The sequence below is a fragment of the Streptomyces scabiei 87.22 genome (assembly GCF_000091305.1).
In the GTDB taxonomy this organism is placed as follows: domain Bacteria; phylum Actinomycetota; class Actinomycetes; order Streptomycetales; family Streptomycetaceae; genus Streptomyces; species Streptomyces scabiei.
In genome coordinates, this window is sequence record NC_013929.1 from 1040224 (window position 1) to 1062886 (window position 22663).

At 72.0% G+C, this 22663-nt stretch carries 20 protein-coding genes; 6 read left to right on the forward strand and 14 right to left on the reverse strand.

Annotated features, from left to right (window positions below; genetic code table 11):
* Positions 1 to 44 precede the first annotated feature (44 nt).
* Positions 45 to 1019, reverse strand: coding sequence for a phosphotransferase family protein (locus SCAB_RS04360; RefSeq protein ID WP_012998837.1), 975 nt, complete (start codon positions 1017 to 1019; stop codon positions 45 to 47).
* 146 nt (positions 1020 to 1165) lie between these two features.
* Between SCAB_RS04360 and SCAB_RS04365 the strand changes: the two genes are divergently transcribed.
* The 4 genes from SCAB_RS04365 to SCAB_RS04380 all read left to right on the forward strand — a co-directional run bounded on the left by SCAB_RS04365 (position 1166) and on the right by SCAB_RS04380 (position 5687).
* Positions 1166 to 1660 (forward strand): FBP domain-containing protein, encoded by a 495-nt coding sequence (locus tag SCAB_RS04365; protein ID WP_012998838.1) that lies wholly within the window; start codon positions 1166 to 1168, stop codon positions 1658 to 1660.
* A gap of 116 nt (positions 1661 to 1776) precedes the next feature.
* Positions 1777 to 3048 (forward strand): aromatic acid exporter family protein, encoded by a 1272-nt coding sequence (locus SCAB_RS04370; RefSeq protein WP_012998839.1) that lies wholly within the window; start codon positions 1777 to 1779, stop codon positions 3046 to 3048.
* Between the two features lie 50 nt (positions 3049 to 3098).
* Positions 3099 to 4286: a hypothetical protein gene (locus SCAB_RS04375; protein ID WP_012998840.1), complete on the forward strand. Its 1188-nt coding sequence runs from the start codon at positions 3099 to 3101 to the stop codon at positions 4284 to 4286.
* 144 nt (positions 4287 to 4430) lie between these two features.
* A complete protein-coding gene (locus tag SCAB_RS04380) occupies positions 4431 to 5687 on the forward strand; it encodes a lactonase family protein (RefSeq protein WP_037726790.1) in 1257 nt (418 codons plus the stop codon).
* On the opposite strand, the gene SCAB_RS04385 is transcribed toward SCAB_RS04380, so the two are convergent.
* Positions 5655 to 6380, reverse strand: a complete 726-nt coding sequence (locus tag SCAB_RS04385) for a DUF2470 domain-containing protein (RefSeq protein WP_012998842.1) — start codon at positions 6378 to 6380, stop codon at positions 5655 to 5657. The two genes, SCAB_RS04380 and SCAB_RS04385, sit on opposite strands and share 33 nt — an antisense overlap.
* Positions 6381 to 6509: 129 nt before the next feature.
* Positions 6510 to 7118: a TetR/AcrR family transcriptional regulator gene (locus SCAB_RS04390; protein ID WP_012998843.1), complete on the reverse strand. Its 609-nt coding sequence runs from the start codon at positions 7116 to 7118 to the stop codon at positions 6510 to 6512.
* 119 nt (positions 7119 to 7237) lie between these two features.
* On the opposite strand from SCAB_RS04390, the gene SCAB_RS04395 reads away from it, so the two are divergent.
* Positions 7238 to 8779 (forward strand): cytochrome P450, encoded by a 1542-nt coding sequence (locus SCAB_RS04395; RefSeq protein ID WP_012998844.1) that lies wholly within the window; start codon positions 7238 to 7240, stop codon positions 8777 to 8779.
* On the opposite strand, the gene SCAB_RS04400 is transcribed toward SCAB_RS04395, so the two are convergent.
* The 11 genes from SCAB_RS04400 to SCAB_RS04450 form a co-directional block, all read right to left on the reverse strand.
* Positions 8747 to 9586, reverse strand: coding sequence for a pentapeptide repeat-containing protein (locus SCAB_RS04400; RefSeq protein WP_012998845.1), 840 nt, complete (start codon positions 9584 to 9586; stop codon positions 8747 to 8749). The two genes, SCAB_RS04395 and SCAB_RS04400, sit on opposite strands and share 33 nt — an antisense overlap.
* 48 nt (positions 9587 to 9634) lie before the next feature.
* Positions 9635 to 10387 (reverse strand): PIG-L deacetylase family protein, encoded by a 753-nt coding sequence (locus SCAB_RS04405; protein WP_012998846.1) that lies wholly within the window; start codon positions 10385 to 10387, stop codon positions 9635 to 9637.
* 70 nt (positions 10388 to 10457) lie between these two features.
* Positions 10458 to 11681, reverse strand: coding sequence for an RNA-guided endonuclease InsQ/TnpB family protein (locus SCAB_RS04410; RefSeq protein WP_041670374.1), 1224 nt, complete (start codon positions 11679 to 11681; stop codon positions 10458 to 10460).
* A 188-nt stretch (positions 11682 to 11869) separates the two neighbouring features.
* Positions 11870 to 13171, reverse strand: coding sequence for an alpha/beta fold hydrolase (locus tag SCAB_RS04415; RefSeq protein ID WP_041668888.1), 1302 nt, complete (start codon positions 13169 to 13171; stop codon positions 11870 to 11872).
* Between the two features lie 111 nt (positions 13172 to 13282).
* Positions 13283 to 14308, reverse strand: a complete 1026-nt coding sequence (locus SCAB_RS04420) for a LacI family DNA-binding transcriptional regulator (RefSeq protein ID WP_037726795.1) — start codon at positions 14306 to 14308, stop codon at positions 13283 to 13285.
* Positions 14309 to 14419: 111 nt separating this feature from the next.
* On the reverse strand, positions 14420 to 15844 hold the full coding sequence (locus SCAB_RS04425; protein ID WP_012998850.1) for a BNR repeat-containing protein: 1425 nt from the start codon (positions 15842 to 15844) through the stop codon (positions 14420 to 14422).
* A 57-nt stretch (positions 15845 to 15901) separates the two neighbouring features.
* Positions 15902 to 16222, reverse strand: a complete 321-nt coding sequence (locus SCAB_RS04430) for an L-rhamnose mutarotase (RefSeq protein ID WP_012998851.1) — start codon at positions 16220 to 16222, stop codon at positions 15902 to 15904.
* 49 nt (positions 16223 to 16271) lie between these two features.
* The gene (gene rhaS, locus SCAB_RS04435; RefSeq protein ID WP_012998852.1) at positions 16272 to 17354 is read right to left on the reverse strand and encodes a rhamnose ABC transporter substrate-binding protein; all 1083 of its coding nucleotides are present in this window, start codon (positions 17352 to 17354) and stop codon (positions 16272 to 16274) included.
* Positions 17355 to 17485: 131 nt separating this feature from the next.
* Positions 17486 to 18505, reverse strand: a complete 1020-nt coding sequence (locus SCAB_RS04440; protein WP_012998853.1) for an ABC transporter permease — start codon at positions 18503 to 18505, stop codon at positions 17486 to 17488.
* Positions 18498 to 19538 (reverse strand): ABC transporter permease, encoded by a 1041-nt coding sequence (locus SCAB_RS04445; RefSeq protein WP_012998854.1) that lies wholly within the window; start codon positions 19536 to 19538, stop codon positions 18498 to 18500. Before SCAB_RS04445 ends, SCAB_RS04440 begins: the two co-directional genes overlap by 8 nt.
* Complete coding sequence (locus SCAB_RS04450; RefSeq protein ID WP_012998855.1) at positions 19535 to 21052, reverse strand: sugar ABC transporter ATP-binding protein; 1518 nt, start codon at positions 21050 to 21052, stop codon at positions 19535 to 19537. Before SCAB_RS04450 ends, SCAB_RS04445 begins: the two co-directional genes overlap by 4 nt.
* 258 nt (positions 21053 to 21310) lie before the next feature.
* Here SCAB_RS04450 and rhaI point away from each other — a divergent pair, with 258 nt between their 5' ends.
* Complete coding sequence (gene rhaI / locus SCAB_RS04455; RefSeq protein WP_012998856.1) at positions 21311 to 22471, forward strand: L-rhamnose isomerase; 1161 nt, start codon at positions 21311 to 21313, stop codon at positions 22469 to 22471.
* Positions 22472 to 22663 lie beyond the last annotated feature (192 nt).

The window sequence follows — 22663 nt, forward strand, 5'->3', positions numbered from 1 at the left end:
ACGGTGTGATCGGCACAAACCCGGGACCGTCGCGGTCCGTGCGGTCAGGACAGGGCGCGCAGCTCCTCCAGGGCCGCCGTGAGACGCGGCGCCACCGACTCCCGTCGCCAGGCGACGTCCCCGTCGTCCAGGGCACGCGGCACCACCTCGACCAGCATGATCAGGTAGAGGTAGCTGCGGTAGAGGGCGTAGCGACGGCGGGCCGACGGCGTGAAGTCGATCTCGCCGCCGGTCTCCTGGTAGCCGGTCAGGAAGTCGTCGTCCCGCCGGATGTCGTCGAGCAGCGCGAGCGAGACGAGATCCGCGACCGGGTCGCCCCAGAACATGCGCTCACCGTCGATCAGGCCGCCGACGCGCGGGGTCCGCCCGGGCTCGACGAGGATGTTGCCCTGCCACAGGTCGAAGTGGACCAGGCGTGGCACGGTCACGTCGTCGAGGGCGTCGTACGCGGTCCGCGCCGTGCGGGCCACCTCGTCCACGGGCAGGGGCAGCCAGGCACGGAAGCGGCGGGCGTCGGCGAGCACGCCGTCGTAGATCGCGGCGAAGGCGGTGCGCCAGTCGGCGGCGAGGGGACCGAACGTGCCGGACGGGTAGCCGAAGCCGGGGCCGGTCACCCGGTGGAGGCGGGCCACCAGCCCGCCCAGTTCCCGGCGCACCGGGCCCTTTTGGGCGGGCTCCAGGGCGCCCCAGTCGCCGCCCGGGCAGTGGGTGAGCAGGAGATGCCGGCCGGCCGGGGCCGACTCGTCGAGGGCCGCGGCGACCACCCGGGGGGCGGGGACGCCGACGGTCGCGGCGGCCCGGCAGAACTCGGCCTCGGCGCCGAGGAGTTCGCTCTCGTAGGCCAGGCGGGGCGTGGTGGACGGCGGGGGGATCTTGAGGATCAGCCGGGTGCCGTCGGTCAGGCGCAGCTCCTCCACCGTGTTGTACGTGCCGCCGCCGAGCGGCAGCCGTTCGGCGAGGCTTTCGGGCGCCAGCCCCGCCCCCGCCAGGACCAGCCGCGCCCGCTCTCCCTCGTCCACCCGTGTCCCCCCTCGTCCCGTCCGGCCGCACGGCCGACGGGCCCACTCTGCCAAATCCATTGGCCTCCCGTCAGAGGTGCGAGTAGTTTAGGCGAAAACCTAGTATCCCTAGGTTCCTGAGACGCGACTCCCCCGGAGGACACCCCATGAAGCCCCTCACCGAGCAGGACATCCGCGGTTCGTTCGTCAACTGCTCCAAGGGCGAGGCGAAGCGGATCTCGCTCCCTCGTGATCTGGAGCGACGGCCGTGGGACGACCTGGACTTCCTCGGCTGGCGGGACCCGGGCGCGCCCGACCGCAGCTACCTCGTGACCGAGCGGGCGGGACGGCCGGCCGGTGTCACCCTGCGTCTGCCGACCGAGCGGCGCGGCTTTCTGCACCGGAGCATGTGCTCGCTGTGCCTGACGACCCACCGGGGCGGCGGTGTCTCGCTGATGACGGCGCGCAAGGCCGGCGCGGCCGGGCGCGAGGGGAACTCCGTGGGGCTCTACATGTGCGCCGACCTGGCCTGTTCGCTGTATGTACGGGGCAGGAAGGCGCTCGACACGGGGAGCCGCTTCGAGGAGACCCTCAGCACGGAGCAGCAGATAGCCCGGACGGTGGGCAATCTCTCCGCGTTCCTGGACAAGCTGTACGACTGAGGCGGGCCGCGGGAGCCGCCCCGGGGCCGCCTCCCGGCCCTCCTGCCAGGTCACCCGGGGGACTGCCGTCCCCGGTCGGGAGTTCGGTGGAGCCCCGGAGCGGGAACAGCGCAAGGATGCGAGACGTACGTGGTGTGTGGGACCTGATCGGCACGAGGGTCGCCAAATGGCGGCAGGACCCGGTGATCGTGCAGGCGGTGCGGTCGACGGCGGCCGCCACGGTGGCCTACGTGGTGGCGCTGCAGCTCAGTTCGGAGCCGGCGCCGCTGACGGCACCCCTGACCGCCCTCCTCGTCGTGCAGGTGACCCTCTACTCCACCCTGGTCATGGGCGTCCGGCGGGTGAACTCGGTGATCGCCGGGGTGGTCGTCGCCATCGGTTTCAGTGTCCTCGTGGGCCTCACCTGGTGGAGCCTCGCCCTGATCATCCTGGCCTCGCTCGCGGTGGGACACGCGGTGCGGGTCAGCGAGTTCGTGCCCGAGGTGGCGATCAGCGCGATGCTGGTGCTCGGGGTGACCCGGGTCGGCGACACGGCGTGGGACCGGGTGCTGGAGACACTGATCGGCGCGGGCGTCGGACTCGCCTTCAACCTGCTGCTCGCTCCCCCGGTGTGGGTGGAGGCCGCCGGTGAGTCCATCGAGGACCTGGCCCGGCGGATGCGGCGGCTGATGATCCGCGTCGGCGAGGAGGCCGCGGGCCACACCCCGGCGGAGGCCGCGGCGGCCCGGCTCCACGAGGCACGGGAACTCGACTTCGACATCGTGGAGGTCGACGCGGCCCTCAAGCAGGCCGAGGACAGCCTGAAGCTCAATCCGCGCGTACGGGAGGGGCTGCTGAACCGGGTCGTGCTGCGCACCGGACTGGACACCCTGGAGATCTGCACGGTGGTCCTGCGGGTGCTGGCCCGCACCCTGACCGACCTGGCCAAGGAACGGGAGCCGGATCCGCTGTTCGTCGCCCCGGTGGGAGCCGCCGTCGAACAGCTGCTCGCCGAGATCGGCGACGCCGTGGTCAGCTTCGCGGTGCTGGTGACGACCGACGTCAGCACCAGTGCCGAGTCCGCGGAGGACCGGCTCACCGCCGAGCTGTCGGCGGCCACCGCGACCCGCGACAAGCTCGCCCAGCTCCTCCTCGAAGAGGTCCAGCGGGACGCCCGCCAGTGGCAGCTGCACGGCGCCGTCCTGACGGAGGTCAATCGCATCCTGGACGAACTGGACACCGAGCACCGCTCCAAGAGGCTGCTGGAGGAACTCGACCGCTGCACCCGCGAACAGCGCGAGCGCTCCCCCCGGCTCACGCGCCTGCGCGACCGCGCGCGCCGCATCCCGCACCCCCTGCGGCGGAACCGCTCCGGCCCCGCCGGACGTGCTACCGGTCGTACCGGGTGACGTCGTACCGAACGACGAGGCACCACGCGAGATCGAGGGGAGCGTACGGAATGGCCGAAGGCACCGTGCGGATCGACGGGACGACGCTGTGTCTGCCGGGAGGGGTGCGGGTGCGCTTCCAGCGCACCCTGCGGCTGCCGGAGACGGGCACCCACCCGCTCCCGCCCGGTCTGGGCGACTTCCCGATCCGGCGGGTGGAGGACTATCCGCAGACCGTGTCCGCGGAGATGCGGGCGCGGGGCGGGGTGATGCTCCCCGTGTATCTGCGCGAGGCCATGTGGCTGCACTTCGGCGGCTGCACCGAACCGGCCGCGCTCCAGGTCGGCGTGGGCAAGGTGTGCGCGGTGTCGGGCAAGCCGTGGAGCGGCACCCTCGCGCGCGACCCGCAGAACTACGTGGTCGTGCCCCGCCAGCCGTGGCTCGACGGCATCAACTCCGGCAAGGGCACGGTGAAGCAGTTCGTGGCCGTCCCGCTCGGGCTCGGCGCCACGGTCGAGGGCCAGGTCACCGGCGAGGAGGTGTTCGGCGGGGTCCAGCTGCAGTCGTTCCCGCTGAACGACGAGCAGCTCGCCGTGTGGCGGCGGGAGGAGCGGCGGCGCGCCGAGCAGGAGACGTCGATCGGTCTGGTCGGCGGTGGGGGCCTCTTCGCCGGCACGGGCCAGGTGCCGATGCCGCCGCCGGGCGCCGTCCCGATGCCTCCCCCGGGCGCGGCTCCCCCGCCGCCCCCGTTCAGCGGGTTCGGCGCGCCCGCCCCGGGGGGCGCGCCCATGCCTCCCCCCGCGCCCTACGGGGCGCCGGCGCCCGCCGCGGCCCCGATGGCCGCCGCACCCGCCGCCGCGCCCCGGGCGCAGGCCGCGATGGGACTCGGTGTCGGCGGCTCGATGCGCCAGGAGGTCTACCGGGACACCTGGCCGCGCGGCAGCTGGGCGAAGACGCCCGCCGGGCGGGTCTTCGTGCATCTGGTCACGCCGCCGGAGTGGCGCCGGATCACCGGGGAGGCCCCGCCGCCGTCGCCGGTGGACCGGGCCGCGTACACCCAGGCCGGGCTGCCGTGGTTCGACTACTACGACGAGGACGGGGCCGCCCACGATCTCGATCCGGCCGACGCGCTCGGCACGGTGAAGCCCGTCGGCGACTGGCTCGGCGACGACCTCGACCCGTGGCAGGCGCCCGCTCCCGGCCAGGTGAAGCCGCTCGGTGACGCGCCGGGCAAGCCCGTCCGGGACGGCGACTGGTAGCCGGAGGGAGACCGGTCCGACGGACGGCACGAGGACGGCGGCGGGCGGCGCGGGGTGTGCGCCGCCCGCCGCCGCCTTTGCGCGCGGGCGCCCGTACCCGTCAAGGTGGTGACGGACCGGACCGGCGACACCCGAGGTGCACGCATGACGAGTGAGGCGGCGGACGCGAGGCGCGGCCGGAGCAGGCGCAGTGTCCTGGGGCTGCTGGCGGGAGCGGCCGTACCGGCCGCCCTGGCCGGGTGCGCGGACTCCGGCGCACCGGCCGGAGCGGCCTCCTCCTCCGCGCCGAACGCGCCGACGGCCCCCTCGACGGGGACGGAGGCCGGGGCGGCGACGGAGGCCGCGACCGCCTCGCCCTCCCCGGCGCGCACCGGGCCCCGGCCGCTCTACATCGGCACCTACACCTCGGCCGAGGGCGGCGGCACCGGCATCGGCGTGGCGACGTACGACGTCCCGAGCGGCCGGATCACCGGCGGGGGGACGATCACCGGCGTCGCCGACCCGTCGTATCTCGCCGTGCACCCGGACGGCCGGACGCTGTACGCCGTGAACGAGCGCACGCGGGGCGGGGTGACCGCCGTACGCCTGGCCGACCGCAGGGTCCTCGGCACCCGGAGCAGCGGCGGCGAGGCGCCCTGCCACCTGTCGGTGCACCCGGGCGGGCGGTGGCTGCTGAACGCCGACTACGGCTCGGGCAGCGTCGCCGTGCACCCGGTGGAGGACTCGGGAGCGCTGGGCGAGCGCACGGATCTGGTGGTGCACCGCAGCCCGGCGCCGGGTCCGGGGCAGGACGGGCCGCACGCGCACCAGATCATCACCAGCCCCGACGGCGGTCATGTCCTCGCCGTCGACCTGGGCACCGACACGGTCTACACCTACCGGCTGGACGAGTCCCGGGGCACGCTCACCGAGGTCTCCCGGGCGGGCACCAGGCCGGGCGCCGGGCCCCGGCACCTCACCTTCCATCCCGGGGGCCGGTACGCGTATCTGGCCAACGAGCTCGACAACACGGTCGTGGTCTGCGCCTACGACCCCGGCAGCGGGCGGCTCACCCCGGGCGACCCGCAGTCCACGGGCACGGGAGCGGGCACGAACTATCCGGCGCAGCTGGTCGTGACGCCGGACGGCTCGTACGCCTATCTCGCCAACCGGGGGCACGACAGTCTGACCCGCTACGCCGTGGAGGCGGACGGCGCACGGCTGAGGCTGCTCGACACCGTGCCGGTGGGCGGGGCCTTCCCGCGCCAGATCGCGCTGTCGCCGGACGGGGGCCTGCTGTTCGCCGCGCTGCAGCGGTCGAGTGCCGTCAGCGTCTTCCGGGTCGAGGCCGGCAGCGGTGAACTGCGGCGCGCGGGCGGGGCGTTCGCGTCACCCGTCGCCGTCTGTGCGCTGCCGCTGTAGGGCGCGGGGGCAGGACGCGGCGCTCGCCTGCGCGAGCAGGGCGTGCATGCGCTCGGTGAGCTGCGCCAGGTCGTCGGCGGGCTTGTGGAACGTCAGGCGGACGTCGCCGTCGCCGCGGGCCCGCTCGACGCGCAGGGTCAGGCCGTGCCGGTCGACGGCGAGCGGCCGGACGCGGACGGCGCCGTGCAGGCTGTCGTGCGGGACGAGCCGGGTGAGGCGTTCGACGGCGTCGGGGTGCGCGTCGGCGAGGTGGGCCAGCAGCCGGGCCTCGGCGGTGACCAGCGGATCGGGCTCGGCCGCGGCGAACTCGTCGGGGTCGACCAGGACGGCGCCGGAGGGCTCGCGCAGCACGATGCGGGTGGGCCGGAACTCCAGGTCGCCGTCGACGGGCGTGAACCAGCCGGCGATCCACAGCCGGGCCCGGATGCGGCCGCGCACCGGTACGGGCGCCACGTCGGCGAACTCCAGCACGGCGGACGGCTCGCCGCGCGGCGCGCAGATCGCGGCGGCGACCAGTGTGCTGTCCTCGGGGACGCGCAGGGTCACCCGGCCGTCCTCCGTGACGCCGTGCGCGCCGACGAACTCCTCGCGGCCGCCGTCGGCGGTCACCGCGCAGGACCACGCCGCGGCGAGCACCGAACGGGCACGCTCCGCCGCGGCGGGCGCGGCCGTCCAGGTGTGACGGTCACCCATCCCAAACCTCCATTAGGTAAGCCTTGCCTAACTTATCGAAGATCGGGGCGTACGCCAACCACCACCGGACCGTTCCACGAAACTCTTCACTCCGCCCGCGCACCCCGGAACCCGGCCGCAGGACCCGGTTCAGGGCGTGAGCACGCCGAACAGCGCCCGCGCGCACAGGTCCCGCACCTGCTCACGGGAGAGTTCCGCACCCCGCAGCCACTCCAGGCAGACGGCCGTGGTGAACGCCAGCCACCCGCGCACGGCGAGCCGCATCTCCGGCCGCCCGTCGAGGGCGGCCCGGAACTCGGCGTCCGAGGCCAGCGCCGCCAGGATCTGCGCCTCCTGCACCGCCAGCGCCCGCTGGTAGACCCTGCGCACGGCCTGGTCCCCGGTGGCGTCGGCCCGGTGGAAGGCACGGAAGCCGTGGGCGTGCTCCTCGACATGGGCGAGGAAGGCGTCGAGCCCGTTGGCGAGCCGCTCACGGGCCGACCGGCCCGGGGCCGGCGTCATGATCCGCAGCATCCGCTCGCTCTCGCGCTCCACGACGGCCGCGAAGAAGTCCCGCTTGTTCGGGAAGTAGTGGTAGAGCAGGCCGCGGGAGACACCGGCGATCTCGGCTACCTGCTCGATCCACACGTCGTCGTACGGGCTCTCCGAGAAGAGCCGGGCGCCGACCGCCAGAAGCTGCTCCCGCCGCTCCTCGGTACTGAGGCGTCGACGCGGGCGCTCTCCCTGCCTGGCTGCCATGACGGTCACCTTACTTGACGTGGATTCAACAACGGGACGAGACTGGGCCCACTATTGAACCCGAGTACAACAGCCGCGACGGCCCCCGGGCACGCCGTGCGCGCGAGGGAGATGTGGTCATGACGGCGACGACAGCGGCCACGGCGATCAGCGGCTTCCGCAGCGCCGAGCTGGGCTGGCCCGAACTCCACCGGATACCCCACCCGCCGTTCCGGATCCCCCTCCTCGGCGACGTGCTCGGCACCAACGTGCGCACGCCGGTCCAGGAGTCGACCCGGCTCGGGCAGCGCCTCGGCCCGATCTTCCGGCGGAAGGCGTTCGGCAAGGAGATCGTGTTCGTCGGGGGCGCGGAACTCGCGGCCGAGATGGCGGACGAGGCCCGGTTCGCCAAGCACGTGGGCGTGGGGGTCGCCAACCTGCGGCCGGTGGCCGGGGACGGCCTCTTCACCGCGTACAACCACGAGCCGAACTGGCAGCTGGCGCACGACGTCCTCGCCCCGGGCTTCGGCCGGGAGGCCATGGCCGGCTACCACCCGATGATGCTCGACGTCGCCGAACGGCTGATCGAGCACTGGGACCGCGAGGAGACGGCGGGCTCCGCCGTGGACGTGCCCGGCGACATGACCAAGCTGACCCTGGAGACGATCGCCCGCACCGGCTTCGGCCACGACTTCGGCTCCTTCGAGCGCACCCGCCCGCACCCGTTCGTCGCCGCCATGGTCGGCACCCTGACCTACGCACAGCAGCGCAACGTCGTCCCCGACCCGCTGGTCCCGGTGCTGCTGCGGGGCGCGGCCCAGCAGAACCGGGCGGACATGGCGTTCCTCGTCGAGACGGTCGACGCGGTGGTGCGGGCCCGGCGCTCCCCGGGCGGTGGCCGGGGCGCCGGTGACGGCGACCTCCTCGACCGGATGCTGGAGACCGCCCACCCGGAGACCGGCGAGCGGCTGTCCGCCGAGAACGTCCGGCGCCAGGTCATCACCTTCCTGGTCGCCGGGCACGAGACCACCTCCGGCGCCCTGTCCTTCGCCCTGCACTACCTCGCCCGGTACCCGGACCTGGCCGCCCGCGCCCGCGCCGAGGTGGACCGGGTGTGGGGCGACGCGGCGCGGCCCGGCTACGAGCAGGTCGCCAAGCTGCGGTACGTGCGCCGGGTGCTGGACGAGGCGCTGCGGCTGTGGCCGACCGCGCCCGCCTTCTCGCGCGAGGCCCGCGAGGACACCGTGCTGGGCGGGGTCCACCCGATGCGGCGGGGCGCCTGGGCACTGGTGCTGACGTCGATGCTGCACCGGGACCCGGAGGTCTGGGGCGCGGACGCGGAGCGGTTCGACCCGGACCGCTTCGACGCGGCGGCCGTACGCGGCCGGGCCCCGCACACCTTCAAGCCGTTCGGCACGGGGGCGCGGGCCTGCATCGGCCGCCAGTTCGCGCTCCACGAGGCGACGCTGGTGCTGGGCCTGCTGCTGCGCCGGTACGAGCTGACCCCGGAGCCGGGGTACCGGCTGCGGGTGGTGGAGCGGCTGACGCTGATGCCGGACGGGCTGCGGCTGCGGGTGCGGCGGCGGGCGGGCGCGGGGACGGACGCCCCGCGGACTCCGTCGTCGCCGCCGACGCCGTCCTCGGCGCCGTCAGGCCGTCCAGTGACCGGGGCGGGTGAGTGACGCCGGGAGCCGGGTCCCGGCACTGCCGCGTGCCGACTGGAGCTGGGGCTGGGTCAGGAAGAAGGCACCGGTCAGGTCCGCGTCGGTGAGGTCGGCGTCCCGGAGGTCGGCGCCGATCAGATCGGCGCCGCGCAGGTCGGCTCCGGTGAGGTCGGCCGCTATCAGGTAGGCGCCGCGCAGGTCCGCCCCGCGCAGATCGGCACCCCTGAGACGGGCGCCCATGAGGTCGGCGCCGCGCCGGTTCTTCTTGCGTCCGGCGCCCGCGCGCATGAGGGCGCTGACCCGGAGCAGCAGCTCGTTGACGCGCTGCCGGTGCGCGGCGACGTCCAGCTCGCCCAGTTCCTCGGGTGTTCCCCCGGCCAGCCGCTCGGTCTCGGCGCGCATCCGGCGGAGGTCGGCGTGCACCGGGCGGGCGGCGGGGAGCGTCAGCGCCTCGGCCAGGTACCGGAGCAGCTCGTGGAGCTGGCGTACGACCGGGAAGACGTCGAACATCCGCCGGGCGTGCTCGGGGCCGCCCGCACGCCAGCTCACGCCCCCGAAGGTGACCTGCGAGACCCGCTGTCCGGCGCCGAAGCAGTCGTAGACCGTGCAGCCGCCGAAGCCCTCGGCCCGCAGCCGGGTGTGGATGCCGCACCGGAAGTCGTCCCCGAGGTTGCCGCACGCCCTGCCCGCGGGCTTGTCGACGGCGAAGTCCGCCGAGGCGGCGAAGGGCAGGGCGACACAGCACAGGCCGAAGCAGTTGCCGCAGTCCGCACGCAGGTCGTGCAGTTCGTACCGGCCCACGGCATCGGCGGATCCTTGTTCCATACGGTCACCCTAACCACGACTCGCCGGGCGGCCCGCCGGCCCGGCTCCTCAGCGCGGGAACACCTCGAAGGCCACGGCCGGCCGGCCGCCGAACCGCTCCCCCGTGGTCCGGGCGACGCCGGTGAGGAAGTCACGCACGTACGTCTCCGGCTCCTCCTTCGTCAGCACCTCCAGGTAGGTGCGGTGTTCCAGGAGGGAGGCCACCGCGCGCTCCAGCCCGGCCGTGGCGTCGACAGCGTGGGTGGGGCTTGCGGAACCGGCGACGGCGACCCAGCGGACGCCGTCCCAGGGCTCAAGCCCCTGTTCGACGAGTTCGGGGAAGATCCAGCGGTTCCCGGCGTCCCCGGCGGCGTCCAGGGTGGCTCGGCCCACCGCCACATGGTCGGGGGTGTTCCAGGCGACGCCGCCCCAGGTGTCGCGGTGGTTGAGGGTGATGAGCAGCTCGGGGCGGTGGCGGCGGACGGCCGCCGCGATGTCCCGGCGCAGGGCGGGCCCGTACTGGACGACGCCGTCCTCGTGGTCGAGGAACTCCACCCGTGTCACGCCCACGACGGCCGCGCTCGCGCGCTGTTCCCGCTCCCGCAACGGGCCGCACCGGGCGGGCTCCAGGGTGTCGATGCCGGCCTCGCCGCGTGTCGCGAGGACGTACGAGACCTCGCGGCCCTCGTCGGTCCACGCGGCGATCGCCGCGGAACAGCCGTACTCCAGGTCGTCCGGGTGGGCCACGACGGCGAGGGCGCGCCGCCAGTCGTCGGGCATGGGCGCGAGCTGCTCGGGCTGGTCCTTCTGCGGGTCCGTCATAAACGCACATTGACATGCTCCTCGCGCTGAGGGCGAGGATTCTGGCCTTCCTTGACTGGTTGCCGTGCCGCTAAGCGGCACGGTTTCCGGTGCGGAATCCGTGGCTTCCTGTTTCTTCGCGCTGTGCCGGGATCGCTCCCGGTCCTACCGGCGCTCCGCAGGCCGATGCCGCCAGTCCGGCGGCCGTCTTGATGTTGATCGCGGCATTGTGGTCCCGGTCGTGGACGGTGCCGCAGGTGGCACAGGTCCATTCCCGGACGTTCAGGGGTTTGGGCCCGTCCACGGCGCCGCAGGCCGAGCAGGTCTGAGAGGTCGGAGTGAACCGGCCGATCTTCACCAGGGTGCGCCCGTACCGTCCCGCTTTGTACTCCAGCATGTGCAGGAACGACGACCAGCCCGCGTCGAGGACGGACTTGGCCAGGCGGGTGCGTGCCAGTCCCGCCACCGACAGGTCCTCCACAGCGATCCCTTGGTTCTCGGAGATCAGCTTCGTGGAGAGCTGGTGGTGGAACTCACGGCGGGCGTCGGCGACCTTGGCGTGAGCGCGGGCGACCTTCATGCGGGCCCTGGCGCGATTCCTGGATCCCTTCTGCTTGCGAGACAGCTCACGCTGGGTCTTCTTGAGCTTCTTCTCCGCGCGGCGCAGGAAGCGCGGGGAGTCGGTCTTTGTGCCGTCGGACAGGACCGTGAAGTGGGTCAGGCCCAGGTCGATGCCGATGGTGCGATCGGTTTCGGGCATCCGTGTCGCGTCGGCGTCCGGGTCGGTGTCGATGACGAAGGAGGCGAAGAACCTGCCGGCCGCGTCCTTGATGACGGTGACCGAGGTGGGAGTGGTAGGCAGCTTGCGGGACCACTTCACCATCACCGCGCCGATCTTCGGCAGGTTCAGGCGGCCGCTGTCGGTGAGGTGCCAGCGGGCGTTGGCGGTGAACCGGATCGACTGCCGGGCGTCCTTGCGGGACTTGAAACGGGGTGCGCCCAGTTTCGATCCCTTGCGGGTGCCCTTGAGGGAGGCGAAGAAATTCCTGTAGGCGGTGTCGGCATCCCGCAGGGACTGCTGGAGGACGACTGCGGAGACCCGGCCCAGCCAGGCGCGCTGCGGCGTCCGTTTCGCCTCCGTGATCAGGCGCGTGGACAGCTGACCGGCCGTCGGGAACGGCTGCCCGGCATCACGGGCGTCCTCACGGGCACGCACGGCGTCGTTGAACACGACGCGTGCGCACCCGAACGCCCGGGCCAGAGCGGCCTGCTGAGCTGCGTCGGGGTACAACCTGAAGGCGTACCGGAGCTGCATGACGATCACACTAGGCACGTCGAACCCACGCCGCCATCGGGAACATGCGAACGATCCGTCACCGTCACGAAGCAGGGTCCGGCTCCGCCGGAACGACACCGCGACGCTCCGCATCGCGACCACGAGATTCGCTTCACCTCCGGCCTGAAGGCCGGAGCACTACGAATGATGTCCGGTAGCCGCGGCGTTCACGCCTCGTCACGGGCCAGGGCCAGCAGCCGGTCCAGCACCCGCGGTCCGCCGGCGCGTACGCCGTCGTGCTCGAACTCGTCGGTGACCCAGGTGCGCAGTCCCCGGACGGCACGGGCGGTCCTCAGGGAGTGGTCCGTGTCGACGTACATGTCGTCGTGGTAGACGGCGGCGGCGACCGGGACCTCGTTGCGGGCCAGGCGCTCCGGGTCGTAGAGGGGCGACCAGCCCCGGTCCTCGGCCAGGCTCCGCGCCGTCTCGCGCAGCGGGCGCAGGGCGGGGTCGTTCTCGAACATCCAGGGGTGCACCGATTCGCCCGTGAAGAGCAGCGGGCCGTCGCCCGTCAGCGTCTTGGCCGCGTCGAACTGCGGGAGCTGCCCGCGCACCCGCTCCGCCGCCCAGTTCGTGGGGCCGGGGTCCTGTCCGTAGCACGCCTCGTGCAGGAGCGCGTAGAGCGGATGGCCCGCGTACGACAGCAGGCCCTGGACCTCCTCCTGGAAGGCGTCGGAGAGGGTGTGCCCCGCGGGGGTGCGGACGAAGGCGTCCTCCAGCAGGAAGTGCAGCCGGTGGCTGCCGTCGCCGCGGCCGAGGAGGATGCCGAGGGACTGGAACGCCTCGACGGTGAGGCGGTAGCCGTTCGGGAGGACGGTGTCGTGCCGGAGCAGGTGCTCGGCGATCCGCCGGGCCCGCTCGACGTCCTGCGGGTAGCGGGCGTAGTGCGCGGCGACCTTGCGTTCGATGCGCGGGAAGGCGGCCCGGTAGACGTCCTCGGCGGTCGCGTCGAGGGAGGGCAGTCCGCCGGTGATGACGACGCTGCTCAGTCCCTCGGGCGCCTCGGAGAGATAGGCGACCGCGCAGAAGCCGCCGAAGCTCTGGCCGAGGACGGTCCAGGGGGCGCCGCCGGTGACCTCCGGGCGGATGGCCTCGCAGTCGCGGACGATGGAGTCGGCGCGGAAGAGGGCCAGGTAGTCGGCCTGTTCGGCGGGGCCGCCGCGCAGCGGGAGGGTCTGGCGGTTGGCGGGGGTGGAGGCACCCGTGCCGCGCTGGTCGAGCAGCAGGACCCGGTACTCCTCCAGGGCCCTGCCGAGCCATGCCTCGCGGCCGACGAAGCGGTTGGCGCCGAAGCCGGGGCCGCCCTGCAGATAGACCAGCCAGGGCAGTTCGGCGGTCGCCCGGTCGCTCGCGACGACCTCGCGCGCGAAGAGCTCGATCCGCTCCCCCGCCGGGCGGTCGTGGTCGAGGGGGACGGTGAAGCGGCGGTCGGTGAGGACGACACCGGGCTGCCGGTAGCTGACGGACAACGGGGCTCCCTGAGCGGACGAATTCCAGGCCGTGGTCCAGTCCAGCACAGATTCTCCGCCGGGCCGACCCCGTGGATCAAGAAAGTGCCGGGACCCGTCCTGAACGGCCGGTCAGCGCGCCGAGAGGCTGGAGCGCCGCACCACCAGTTCCGGCTGGAGGACGACTCTTCGGTGCTCGTGCCGCACCGGCGCCGTCTCGGCCTCGGTCTCCTCCAGCAGGAGTTCGGCCGCCAGCGCGCCCATGGTGACCGCGGGCTGCCGTACGGAGGTGAGGGGGACGGCGGCCGCGGCGGCGAACTCGATGTCGTCGTAGCCGACGATGGCGAGGTCGTCGGGGACGCTGACGCCGGCCGCGTACATGGCCTGGAGCACGCCGAGGGCGAGCAGGTCGTTGGCGCAGAAGACGGCGGTGGGGCGGTCGACGAGGCCCAGCAGGCGGGCGCCCGCGTCCCGGCCGGCGGCCACGTCGAGGCGCTCGGTGGGCAGCTCCCGCAGGGCGTCGGCGCCGAGCCCCGCCTCGCGCAGCGCGTTGAGGGCGCCGGTACGGCGGTCCCGGACCTGGTTGAAGCCCGCCGGTCCGCTGACGTACGCGAGGGAGCGGTGCCCGGCGTCGATCAGGTGCCGGACGGCCAGGGTGCCGCCCGCGACGTCGTCGACGGAGACCGAGCACTCGGTGGTGCCCTCGGCGACCCGGTCGACGAGGACGAAGGGAATGCCGTGGCGGCGGAACGCCGCGATGTTGCGCCCGGTCGCGTCGGCGGGGGTGAGCAGGACGCCGCGCACCCGTTGTTCGGCGAACAGCGAGAGGTACTCGGACTCCTCGCCCGCGCTCTGCGCGCTGTTGCAGACCATCACGCCGAGTCCGGCGTCGCGCGCGGCCCGCTCGGCACCGCGCGCGACGTCGACGAAGAAGGGGTTGCCCATGTCGAGCACGAGCAGCCCCATGATCCTGCTCCGCCCGGCCCGCAGCTGGCGCGCCGACTCGCTGCGGACGTAGCCGAGGCGGTCGATGGCGGCCAGCACCCGGGCCCGGGTGCCGGAGGCCACCGAGTCGGGCCGGTTGATGACGTTGGAGACCGTGCCGACGGAGACTCCGGCGGCTGCGGCGACGTCCTTGATACCCACCGGCTGCGACATCGGACGGGGACCTCCAGGAAGGTACGGAGCGGCGGGCATACGTTCACATTACCGTCGCCGTCACACCGGGAACGGCCCGGCGGAACACGGGAATGTCGCCCTTGTACGGGGTCAGGCGGGCAGGGCGAAGTCGACGACGCGGAGCGCCGAGGGGGTCGTCCCGCTGGACTTCACCTGGTACATCACGGACAGCACATTGTCCTGGGCGATCCGGCTCTCGTCGAACACCACCTCGCCGAAGGCGTTGAGGCCGGAGCCGTCGTACAGGATCGTCCAGTCGGTGTGGCCGGAGGCCGCCGAGGCACCGGCGATCCGGCCGAAGGGGAACAGCGCGTAGGCGTTGTTGTACTTGTCCATCACCAGCTTGGTGCGCTGGCTGGAGTTCAGCGGCACCGGTATCTCGGTCTTCGTCCAGGGACCGGAGGCGCTCTTGCGGACGAGGAACGCCCTGCCGCCTGCCGTGCGGTCGGCGACGTAGTTCGTCGTGCACTGGCCGAAGCGGCCGGGGACGTAGCTGATGATGGCGTGCGGCCGGCCCGCGGAGTCGGTCCACTGGCTCTCCTGGTTCATCAGGGAGTGGTCCGGGTTGAGGGCGTCCACGACGAGCCCCGCGTCGGTGACGGCGACCTTGTCGGAGCCGCCGGTGGTGCCGACGACGGTGCCCGCGTTGTTGCGCCAGGTGCGGCCGCGGTCGTCGGAGTAGACGTAGCCGGTGTCGTGGTTGGTGATGCCGCCGCCGTTGCACATCACGGCGCCGTTCTGCTCGCGCCAGGTGAACAGGGCGTGCAGGCGGCCGTTGCGGTCGTAGTCGATGCCGTGCAGGTACATGTTGCGGGCCGTCGAGGAGCCGTGCTCGCTGGTGTACGTGCCGGTGGAGGACGTCCACTCGCCGAGGTTCGTCCAGGAGGTGCCGTCGTACTCGGCGAGGGCGTTGCGGCCGTTGCCGGAGATGCCGGCGCGGTAGCTCAGCTGGAGCTTGCCGTCGGGCACGGAGACGAACTGCGGGTAGGTGAACTGCGAGGTGAGCGCCAGTCCGTCGAGGGTGGACTGCGGGGCGCCGAAGCGGCTCGTGGTCCAGCTCAGTCCGGTCGGGTTGTCCAGGAGGCCGGCGACGGACTTGACGTAGGTGAAGCCGTCGCTGTGGGAGTCCATGTTGAGGTGGAGCCGGCCGTCGGCCTTGGAGACGCCCATGGAGATGACGTTGTGGGAGTCGTTGTAGCGCAGGGTGTGGCCGACCTTCACGGTGGACCAGGTGGAGGAGCCGAGGACGCGGCGGCCGACGACGGCGTTGCGGTCGGCGGTGTACCAGACGGCGTACTGGTGGCCCTTGTGGGTGAGCAGGGCGTTCTTCTGGAACGCGTTGTTGTTGACCAGGCCGTCGTAGGAGACGAAGTAGATCGCCTGGCCGTCGAGGAGGGTGTTGCCGGTCTGGCGGACGGACGGGCCGGGGTCGGCGGCGCTGGCGGTCGCGGCGCCGAGGGCGGGGGTCGCCACGGCACCGGCGAGGGCGGCGCCGAGCAGCGTGCGTCTCTTCATCTCGGGGGACTCCGTTGTCGTGCGAAATGGGAGGGGGGAGGTGCTGCGGTGTCGGGGTCAGGCGAGGTGGAACACCTCGGTGAGGGGCTTCATGGCCTCGTCGGGCCGGGCGCCGTCGAGGGACTCGAAGAACGGCGCCATCTCCTTCTGCCAGCGGGCGTTGACCTCGGCGGCCTCCATGCCGGCGAGGGCCGCCGGGAAGTCCTCGGTCTCCAGGTAGCCGACGAGGAGGCCGTCGTCGCGCAGGAAGAGGGAGTAGTTGTGCCAGCCGGTGGCCGAGAGAGCCTGGAGCATCTCCGGCCACACGGCGGCGTGCCGCTCGCGGTACTCGTCGATCCGGTCCTGGCGGACCTTGAGGAGGAAGCAGACGCGCTGCATGAGAACCGCTCCTGGGGTGAGGGGGGTGGCTGGGACCGGGGCCCAGGGATCAGAAGTCGAACTTGTCGATGTTGTCCTTGGTGAAGACGGTCGGCTTGCCGAGGCTGATCACGCCGTCCTTGCCGATGGTGTACTCGCCCATGTCGCCGGCGGTGAAGGTCTCGCCCTCCTTGCCGGTGATCTGGCCGGAGACCAGCGCCACCGCGGTACGGGCGGCCAGCTCGCCGAGCTTCGCCGGGTCCCACAGCTCGAAGCCCTCGACCGTGCCGTCCTTGACGTACTTGCGCATGTCGTTGGGGGTGCCGAGGCCGGTCAGCTTGACCTTGCCCTTGTACTTGGAGCCCGACAGGTACTGGGCGGCGGCCTTGATGCCGACCGTGGTCGGGGAGATGATCCCCTTCAGGTTCGGGTACTCCTGCAGCAGGCCCTGGGTCTGCTGGAAGGACTTCTGGGCGTCGTCGTCGCCGTAGGCGACCTTGACGAGCTTGACGTCCTTGTACTTGGGGTCCTTGAGCTCGTCCTTCATGAAGTCGATCCAGGTGTTCTGGTTCGTCGCCGTCTGCGCGGCGGACAGGATCGCGATCTCGCCCTTGTAGCCGATCTGCTCGGCGAGGAGCTGGACCTCGGTGCGGCCCAGGTCCTCGGCGCTGGCCTGCGAGACGAAGGCGTTGCGGCACTCCGGCTTGGTGTCGGAGTCGTAGGTGACGACCTTGATGTCGTTGCTCATGGCCTGCTTGAGCGCGGTGCACAGCGCGCCCGGGTCCTGCGCGGAGACGGCCATGGCGTCGACCTGCTGCTGGGTGAGCGTGTTGACGTAGTTCACCTGGCCGGAGGTGTCCGTGGCGCTGGAGGGGCCGACCTCCTTGTAGCTGGAGCCCAGCTCCTTCAGGGCCGCCTCGCCGCCCTTGTCGGCGGAGGTGAAGTACGGGTTGTTGACCTGCTTCGGCAGGAAGCCGACGGTCAGGCCCTTCTTCAGCGCGGCGTTCGGGTCGGCCTTGCCGGTGGCCGCCGCGGAGGCGGAGTCGTCCTTGACGTCGCTCTTGGTGGTGCCACCGCAGGCGGTGACGGCGAGCGCGAGGGAGGTGACGGCGGCGAGAGCCGCACAGGAGCGACGAAGGGTTGCTCTGCGCATGGCGGGGGTTCCTTTTCGAGGAGGAGTGGTGTCGTGCCCCGGAGAGGGGCACGGGGTGGTACGGGTGTGCGGCGTCCGCCGCGGGGGCGCGGCCGGCCCGGAACGGCCGGCGGCTCGTCGGCGGCCGGTCGTCAACCGGTCTTCGCGACGGGATCGGGCCCGGACGGCCGCCCGGCCCGGGCGAGGGCGATCTGCTTCGCCACCCGGGGTCCGAGGACGGACAGCACGAGCAGGACGCCCGTGACGACGATCTGCGACTGCGCCGAGACGTCCTGCAGGCTCATCACGTTCTGCAGGGTGCCGAGCAGGAACACACCGGCGATCGCGCCGCCGAGGGTGCCCTTGCCGCCGTCGAAGTCGATGCCGCCGAGCAGTACGGCGGCGATGACGGAGAGTTCGAGTCCGGTGGCGTTGTCGTAGCGGGCGCTGGCGTAGTGCAGCGCCCAGAAGATGCCGGTGAGGGAGGCCATGAGGCCGGTCACCGTGAAGAGGATCAGCTTCTGGCGCTTGACGCGGATGCCGGTGAAGCGCGCGGCCTCCTCACTGGCGCCGATCGCGAACAGGGAGCGCCCGAACGGGGTGGCGTGCAGGGCGATCACGGCGATGACGAGCAGCACCAGGAAGGGGATGAACGCCCGGGGGACGAAGCTGTCGCCGATCCGGCCGGCGGCGAAGTCCAGGTACTGCGTGGGGAAGTCGGTGACCGCGTCGGAGCCGAGCACGATCTGCGCGATGCCCCGGTAGGCGGCGAGCGTACCGATGGTGACGGCGAGGGAGGACAGGCCGAGCCGGGTGACCAGCAGGCCGTTGATCAGTCCGCAGACGACGCCGAGGAGCAGGCAGATCGGGATGATCGCCTCGATGGTCAGGCCCTGGTTCCACAGGGCGCCCATCACCGCGCCGGACAGTCCGGCGGTGGAGGCGACGGAGAGGTCGATCTCGCCGGAGACCACCAGGAGGGTCATCGGGAGGGCGACCAGCGCGATCGGCAGGGTGTTGCCGATGAGGAAGGACAGGTTGAGCGCGTTGCCGAAGCCGTCGACGGTGGAGAAGGACAGCAGGAGCACGACGACGAGCGTGGCGCCGACCGCTGAATCCCACCTTTTCAAGGCGGACCAGCGGATCGCGCGGGAGAGGGATGACTCAGCCATGGCGGGCGTTCCTCTTCTTCAGGGCGGCCGCCACCCGCAGCGCGACCACACGGTCCACCGCGATGGCGAGGATGAGCAGGACGCCGTTGATGGCCAGGACCCACACCGAGCTGACGCCGAGGGCGGGGAGCACGCTGTTGATGGAGGTCAGCAGCAGGGCGCCGAGGGCCGCGCCGTAGACGCTGCCGGAGCCGCCGGTGAAGACGACGCCGCCGACCACGACCGCGCTGACGACGGTGAGTTCGTAGCCGTTGCCGGTGCTGGAGTCGACGTTGCCGAAGCGGGCCAGGTACAGCGCTCCGGCGAGGCCGGCGAGGGCGCCGCAGAAGGTGTACGCGACGAGGATCCGCTTGCGCACCGGGATGCCGGCCAGGCGGGCGGCCTCCGGGTTGGAGCCGAGGGCGTACAGCTCGCGGCCGCTGCCGAAGTGCTTCATGTAGTACGCCGTCGCGACCAGGACCGCCACCGCGATCAGCGCGAGGTAGGGCACCGCGGAGATGCCGCCGGAGCCGAAGTCGACGAACCCGTCGGGCAGGGCGGACGCGGTGATCTGGCTGGAGCCGACCCAGATGGAGTCGATGCCCCGGATGATGTAGAGCGTGCCGAGGGTGACGACGAGGGCCGGTACCTGGCCGAGGCTGACGAGCAGGCCGTTCAGCAGGCCGAAGCCGATGCCCATCAGGATGGCCAGCGCGACGGCCACGACCGCGTTCCCGCCGCCCTGGAGGTAGGTGCCGGCGGCGAAGGCGCTGATGCCGAGGGTGGAGCCGACCGACAGGTCGACGTTGCGGGTGATGACGACCAGCGACTGGCCGACGGCGACCAGCACCAGGATGGTCGCGTTGAGCAGGAGGTCCTTGATGCCCTGCTCGGTGAGGAACTCGCTGTTGCCCAGCTGGGTGACGACGATCATCACCAGGAAGACGACGAGGATGGCGAGTTCGCGCATCTTGAAGACGCGGTCCACCAGCCGGGTGCCGCTGGACTTCGGCACCTCGGCGACGGGGGTTTTCTCGGGGGTGGTCACCGTCATGCGGCGGCCCTCCCGGTGGCTGCGGCCATCACGGTTTCCTCGGTGGCTTCGGAGCGAGGGATCTCGGCGGTGAGCCGGCCCTCGTGCATCACGAGCACGCGGTCGGCCATACCGAGGATCTCGGGCAGGTCGGAGGAGATCATCAGCACGGCCACGCCGTCGGCGGCGAGCTGACTGAGCAGGCGGTGCACCTCGGCCTTCGTACCGACGTCGATGCCGCGGGTGGGCTCGTCGACGATCAGCACCTTCGGCCCGGTGGCGAGCCACTTGGCGAGGACGACCTTCTGCTGGTTGCCGCCGGACAGCGTGTTGACGGTGTCGGCGATCCGGGCGTACTTCACCTGGAGCTTGACGGCCCAGTCGAGGGCGCGGCTGCGTTCGGCGCCGCGGTCGACGAGCCCGGCCCGCACGGCCGTACGCAGTCCGGTGAGGCCGATGTTGCGCTCGATGGACATGTCCATCACCAGGCCCTGGGCGCGGCGGTCCTCGGGGACGAGGGCGAGTCCGGCGGCCATCGCGGTGGACGGGGCGCCGTTGGTGAGCGCCTTGCCGTCGAGGTCGACCTCGCCCGCGTCCCAGCGGTCGATGCCGAAGACGGCCCGCGCGACCTCGGTGCGGCCGGCGCCGACGAGGCCGGCCAGTCCGACGATCTCGCCGCGGCGGACCTCGAAGGAGACGTCGGTGAAGACGCCCTCGCGGGTCAGCCGGCGCACGCTCAGCGCGACCTCGCCCGGCGCGACCTCCTGCTTGGGGTACAGCTCCTCCAGGTCGCGGCCGACCATGCGGCGGACCAGGTCGTCCTCGGTCATGCCCTCGATCGGTTCGCTGGAGATCCAGGCGCCGTCGCGCAGGGTGGTGACCCGTTGGCAGATCTGGAAGATCTCCTCCAGGCGGTGGGAGATGAACAGGACGGCCGATCCCTGCTCGCGCAGGGTGCGTACGACTCCGAAGAGGCGGGCCACCTCGCTGCCGGTGAGGGCGGCCGTGGGCTCGTCCATGATCAGGACGCGGGCGTCGAAGGACAGCGCCTTGGCGATCTCCACGATCTGCTGGTCGGCGATGGACAGGCCGCGCGCCGGGCGGTCGGGGTCGAGTTCGACACCGAGCCGCTGCATCAGGGCGAGGGTCGCCGCATGGGTGGCCTTGTGGTCGATGCGGCCGAGGGCGCGCCGCGGCTGGCGGCCCATGAAGATGTTCTCGGCGATCGAAAGGTCGGGGAAGAGCGTGGGCTCCTGGTAGATCACGGCGATGCCCGCGTCCCGGGCGTCGGCCGGGCCGTGGAAGACCGTGGGCTCGCCGTCGAGGAGCACCTGACCGGAGTCCGGTCGGTGCACCCCGGCGAGGCTCTTGATCAGGGTCGACTTGCCCGCACCGTTCTCCCCGGCGAGTGCGTGCACCTCGCCCGGGAACAGTTCGAGGGACACGTCCCGCAGGGCGCGTACGGCGCCGAAGGACTTGGAAACGCCCTTCAGCGCGAGAACGGGGGCCGGACCCGTGTCGGACCGGTGGGTCATGGGGGCTCCTCGACGACGGCAGGTGGCTGGCGGAGAAGCCGCCTCACTCCGTCGTGAAAGGTTTCAACTAGGTTGCCGGGACGTTAGGCACCCCACGCATGTCACGTCAATGGGTTCCGGTCGAAATTCTTTCGATAGAAGGGGTCACAACAGGGTCACGGAGAACGGCGTGGAGCCCAGGGGTTGACAGTCCGGCGAGCCGCTCATAGTTTCCGTTGCTGAATCGTTTCAGACATCGAAGCCGGTAGGAGCCCTGACGTGACCGAGCTCGCCGCGGTGAAGGCCGCCCTCAAGACCCAGGCCGTCGAGACGCCGTCGTGGGCGTACGGAAACTCCGGAACGCGCTTCAAGGTGTTCGCCCAACAGGGTGTTCCGCGCGATCCCTGGGAGAAGCTGGACGACGCCGGGAAGGTCCACGAGTTCACCGGTGTGGCCCCGACGGTCGCGCTGCACATCCCGTGGGACAAGGTCGAGGACTATGCGGCGCTCGCCAAGCACGCCGAGGAGCGTGGCGTGCGACTGGGCGCGATCAACTCCAACACCTTCCAGGACGACGACTACAAGCTGGGCAGCGTCTGCCACCCGGACGCGGCGGTGCGCCGCAAGGCCGTCGACCATCTGCTGGAGTGCGTCGACATCATGGACGCGACCGGGTCCCGGGACCTGAAGCTGTGGTTCGCGGACGGGACGAACTATCCCGGCCAGGACGACATCCGTGCGCGTCAGGACCGGCTGGCCGAGGCCCTCGCCGAGGTGTACGGGCGACTCGGCGACGACCAGCGGATGCTGCTGGAGTACAAGTTCTTCGAGCCGGCCTTCTACACGACGGACGTGCCGGACTGGGGCACCGCCTACGCCCACTGTCTGAAGCTCGGGCCCAAGGCGCAGGTCGTGGTCGACACCGGGCACCACGCGCCGGGGACCAACATCGAGTTCATCGTGGCGACGCTGCTGCGCGAGGGCAAGCTCGGCGCGTTCGACTTCAACTCCCGCTTCTACGCGGACGACGACCTGATGGTCGGCTCCGCGGACCCGTTCCAGCTGTTCCGGATCATGTACGAGGTCGTGCGCGGCGGCGGCTTCACCCCCGAGGTCGCGTTCATGCTCGACCAGTGCCACAACATCGAGGCGAAGATCCCGGCGATCATCCGCTCGGTGATGAACGTGCAGGAGGCCACGGCCAAGGCGCTGCTGGTCGACGGGGACGCGCTGGCCGCCGCCCAGCGGGCCGGGGACGTGCTGGAGGCCAACGCGGTCGTGATGGACGCGTACAACACCGATGTGCGGCCGCTGCTGCGTGAGGTGCGCGAGGAGATGGGGCTGGACCCCGAGCCGCTGCAGGCGTACCGCCGGTCCGGGTGGGCGTCGAAGATCGTCGAGGAGCGGGTGGGCGGGGAGCAGGCGGGTTGGGGAGCCTGATCCGCTGCGCCGGCCTGACGCCGAGTGCCGCGTGACCGCTGCGCCGGCTGACGCCGAGTGCCGCATTTCGTCTGCCGAGTTCCGTCGGATGCGGGCTGCGGGCCGGTTAGTGGCTGGTCGCGCAGTTCCCCGCGCCCCTAAAACCCCAGGCCCCGCCGGCTTGGAAGACCACGACCTCGCGGGCCTGGAAGG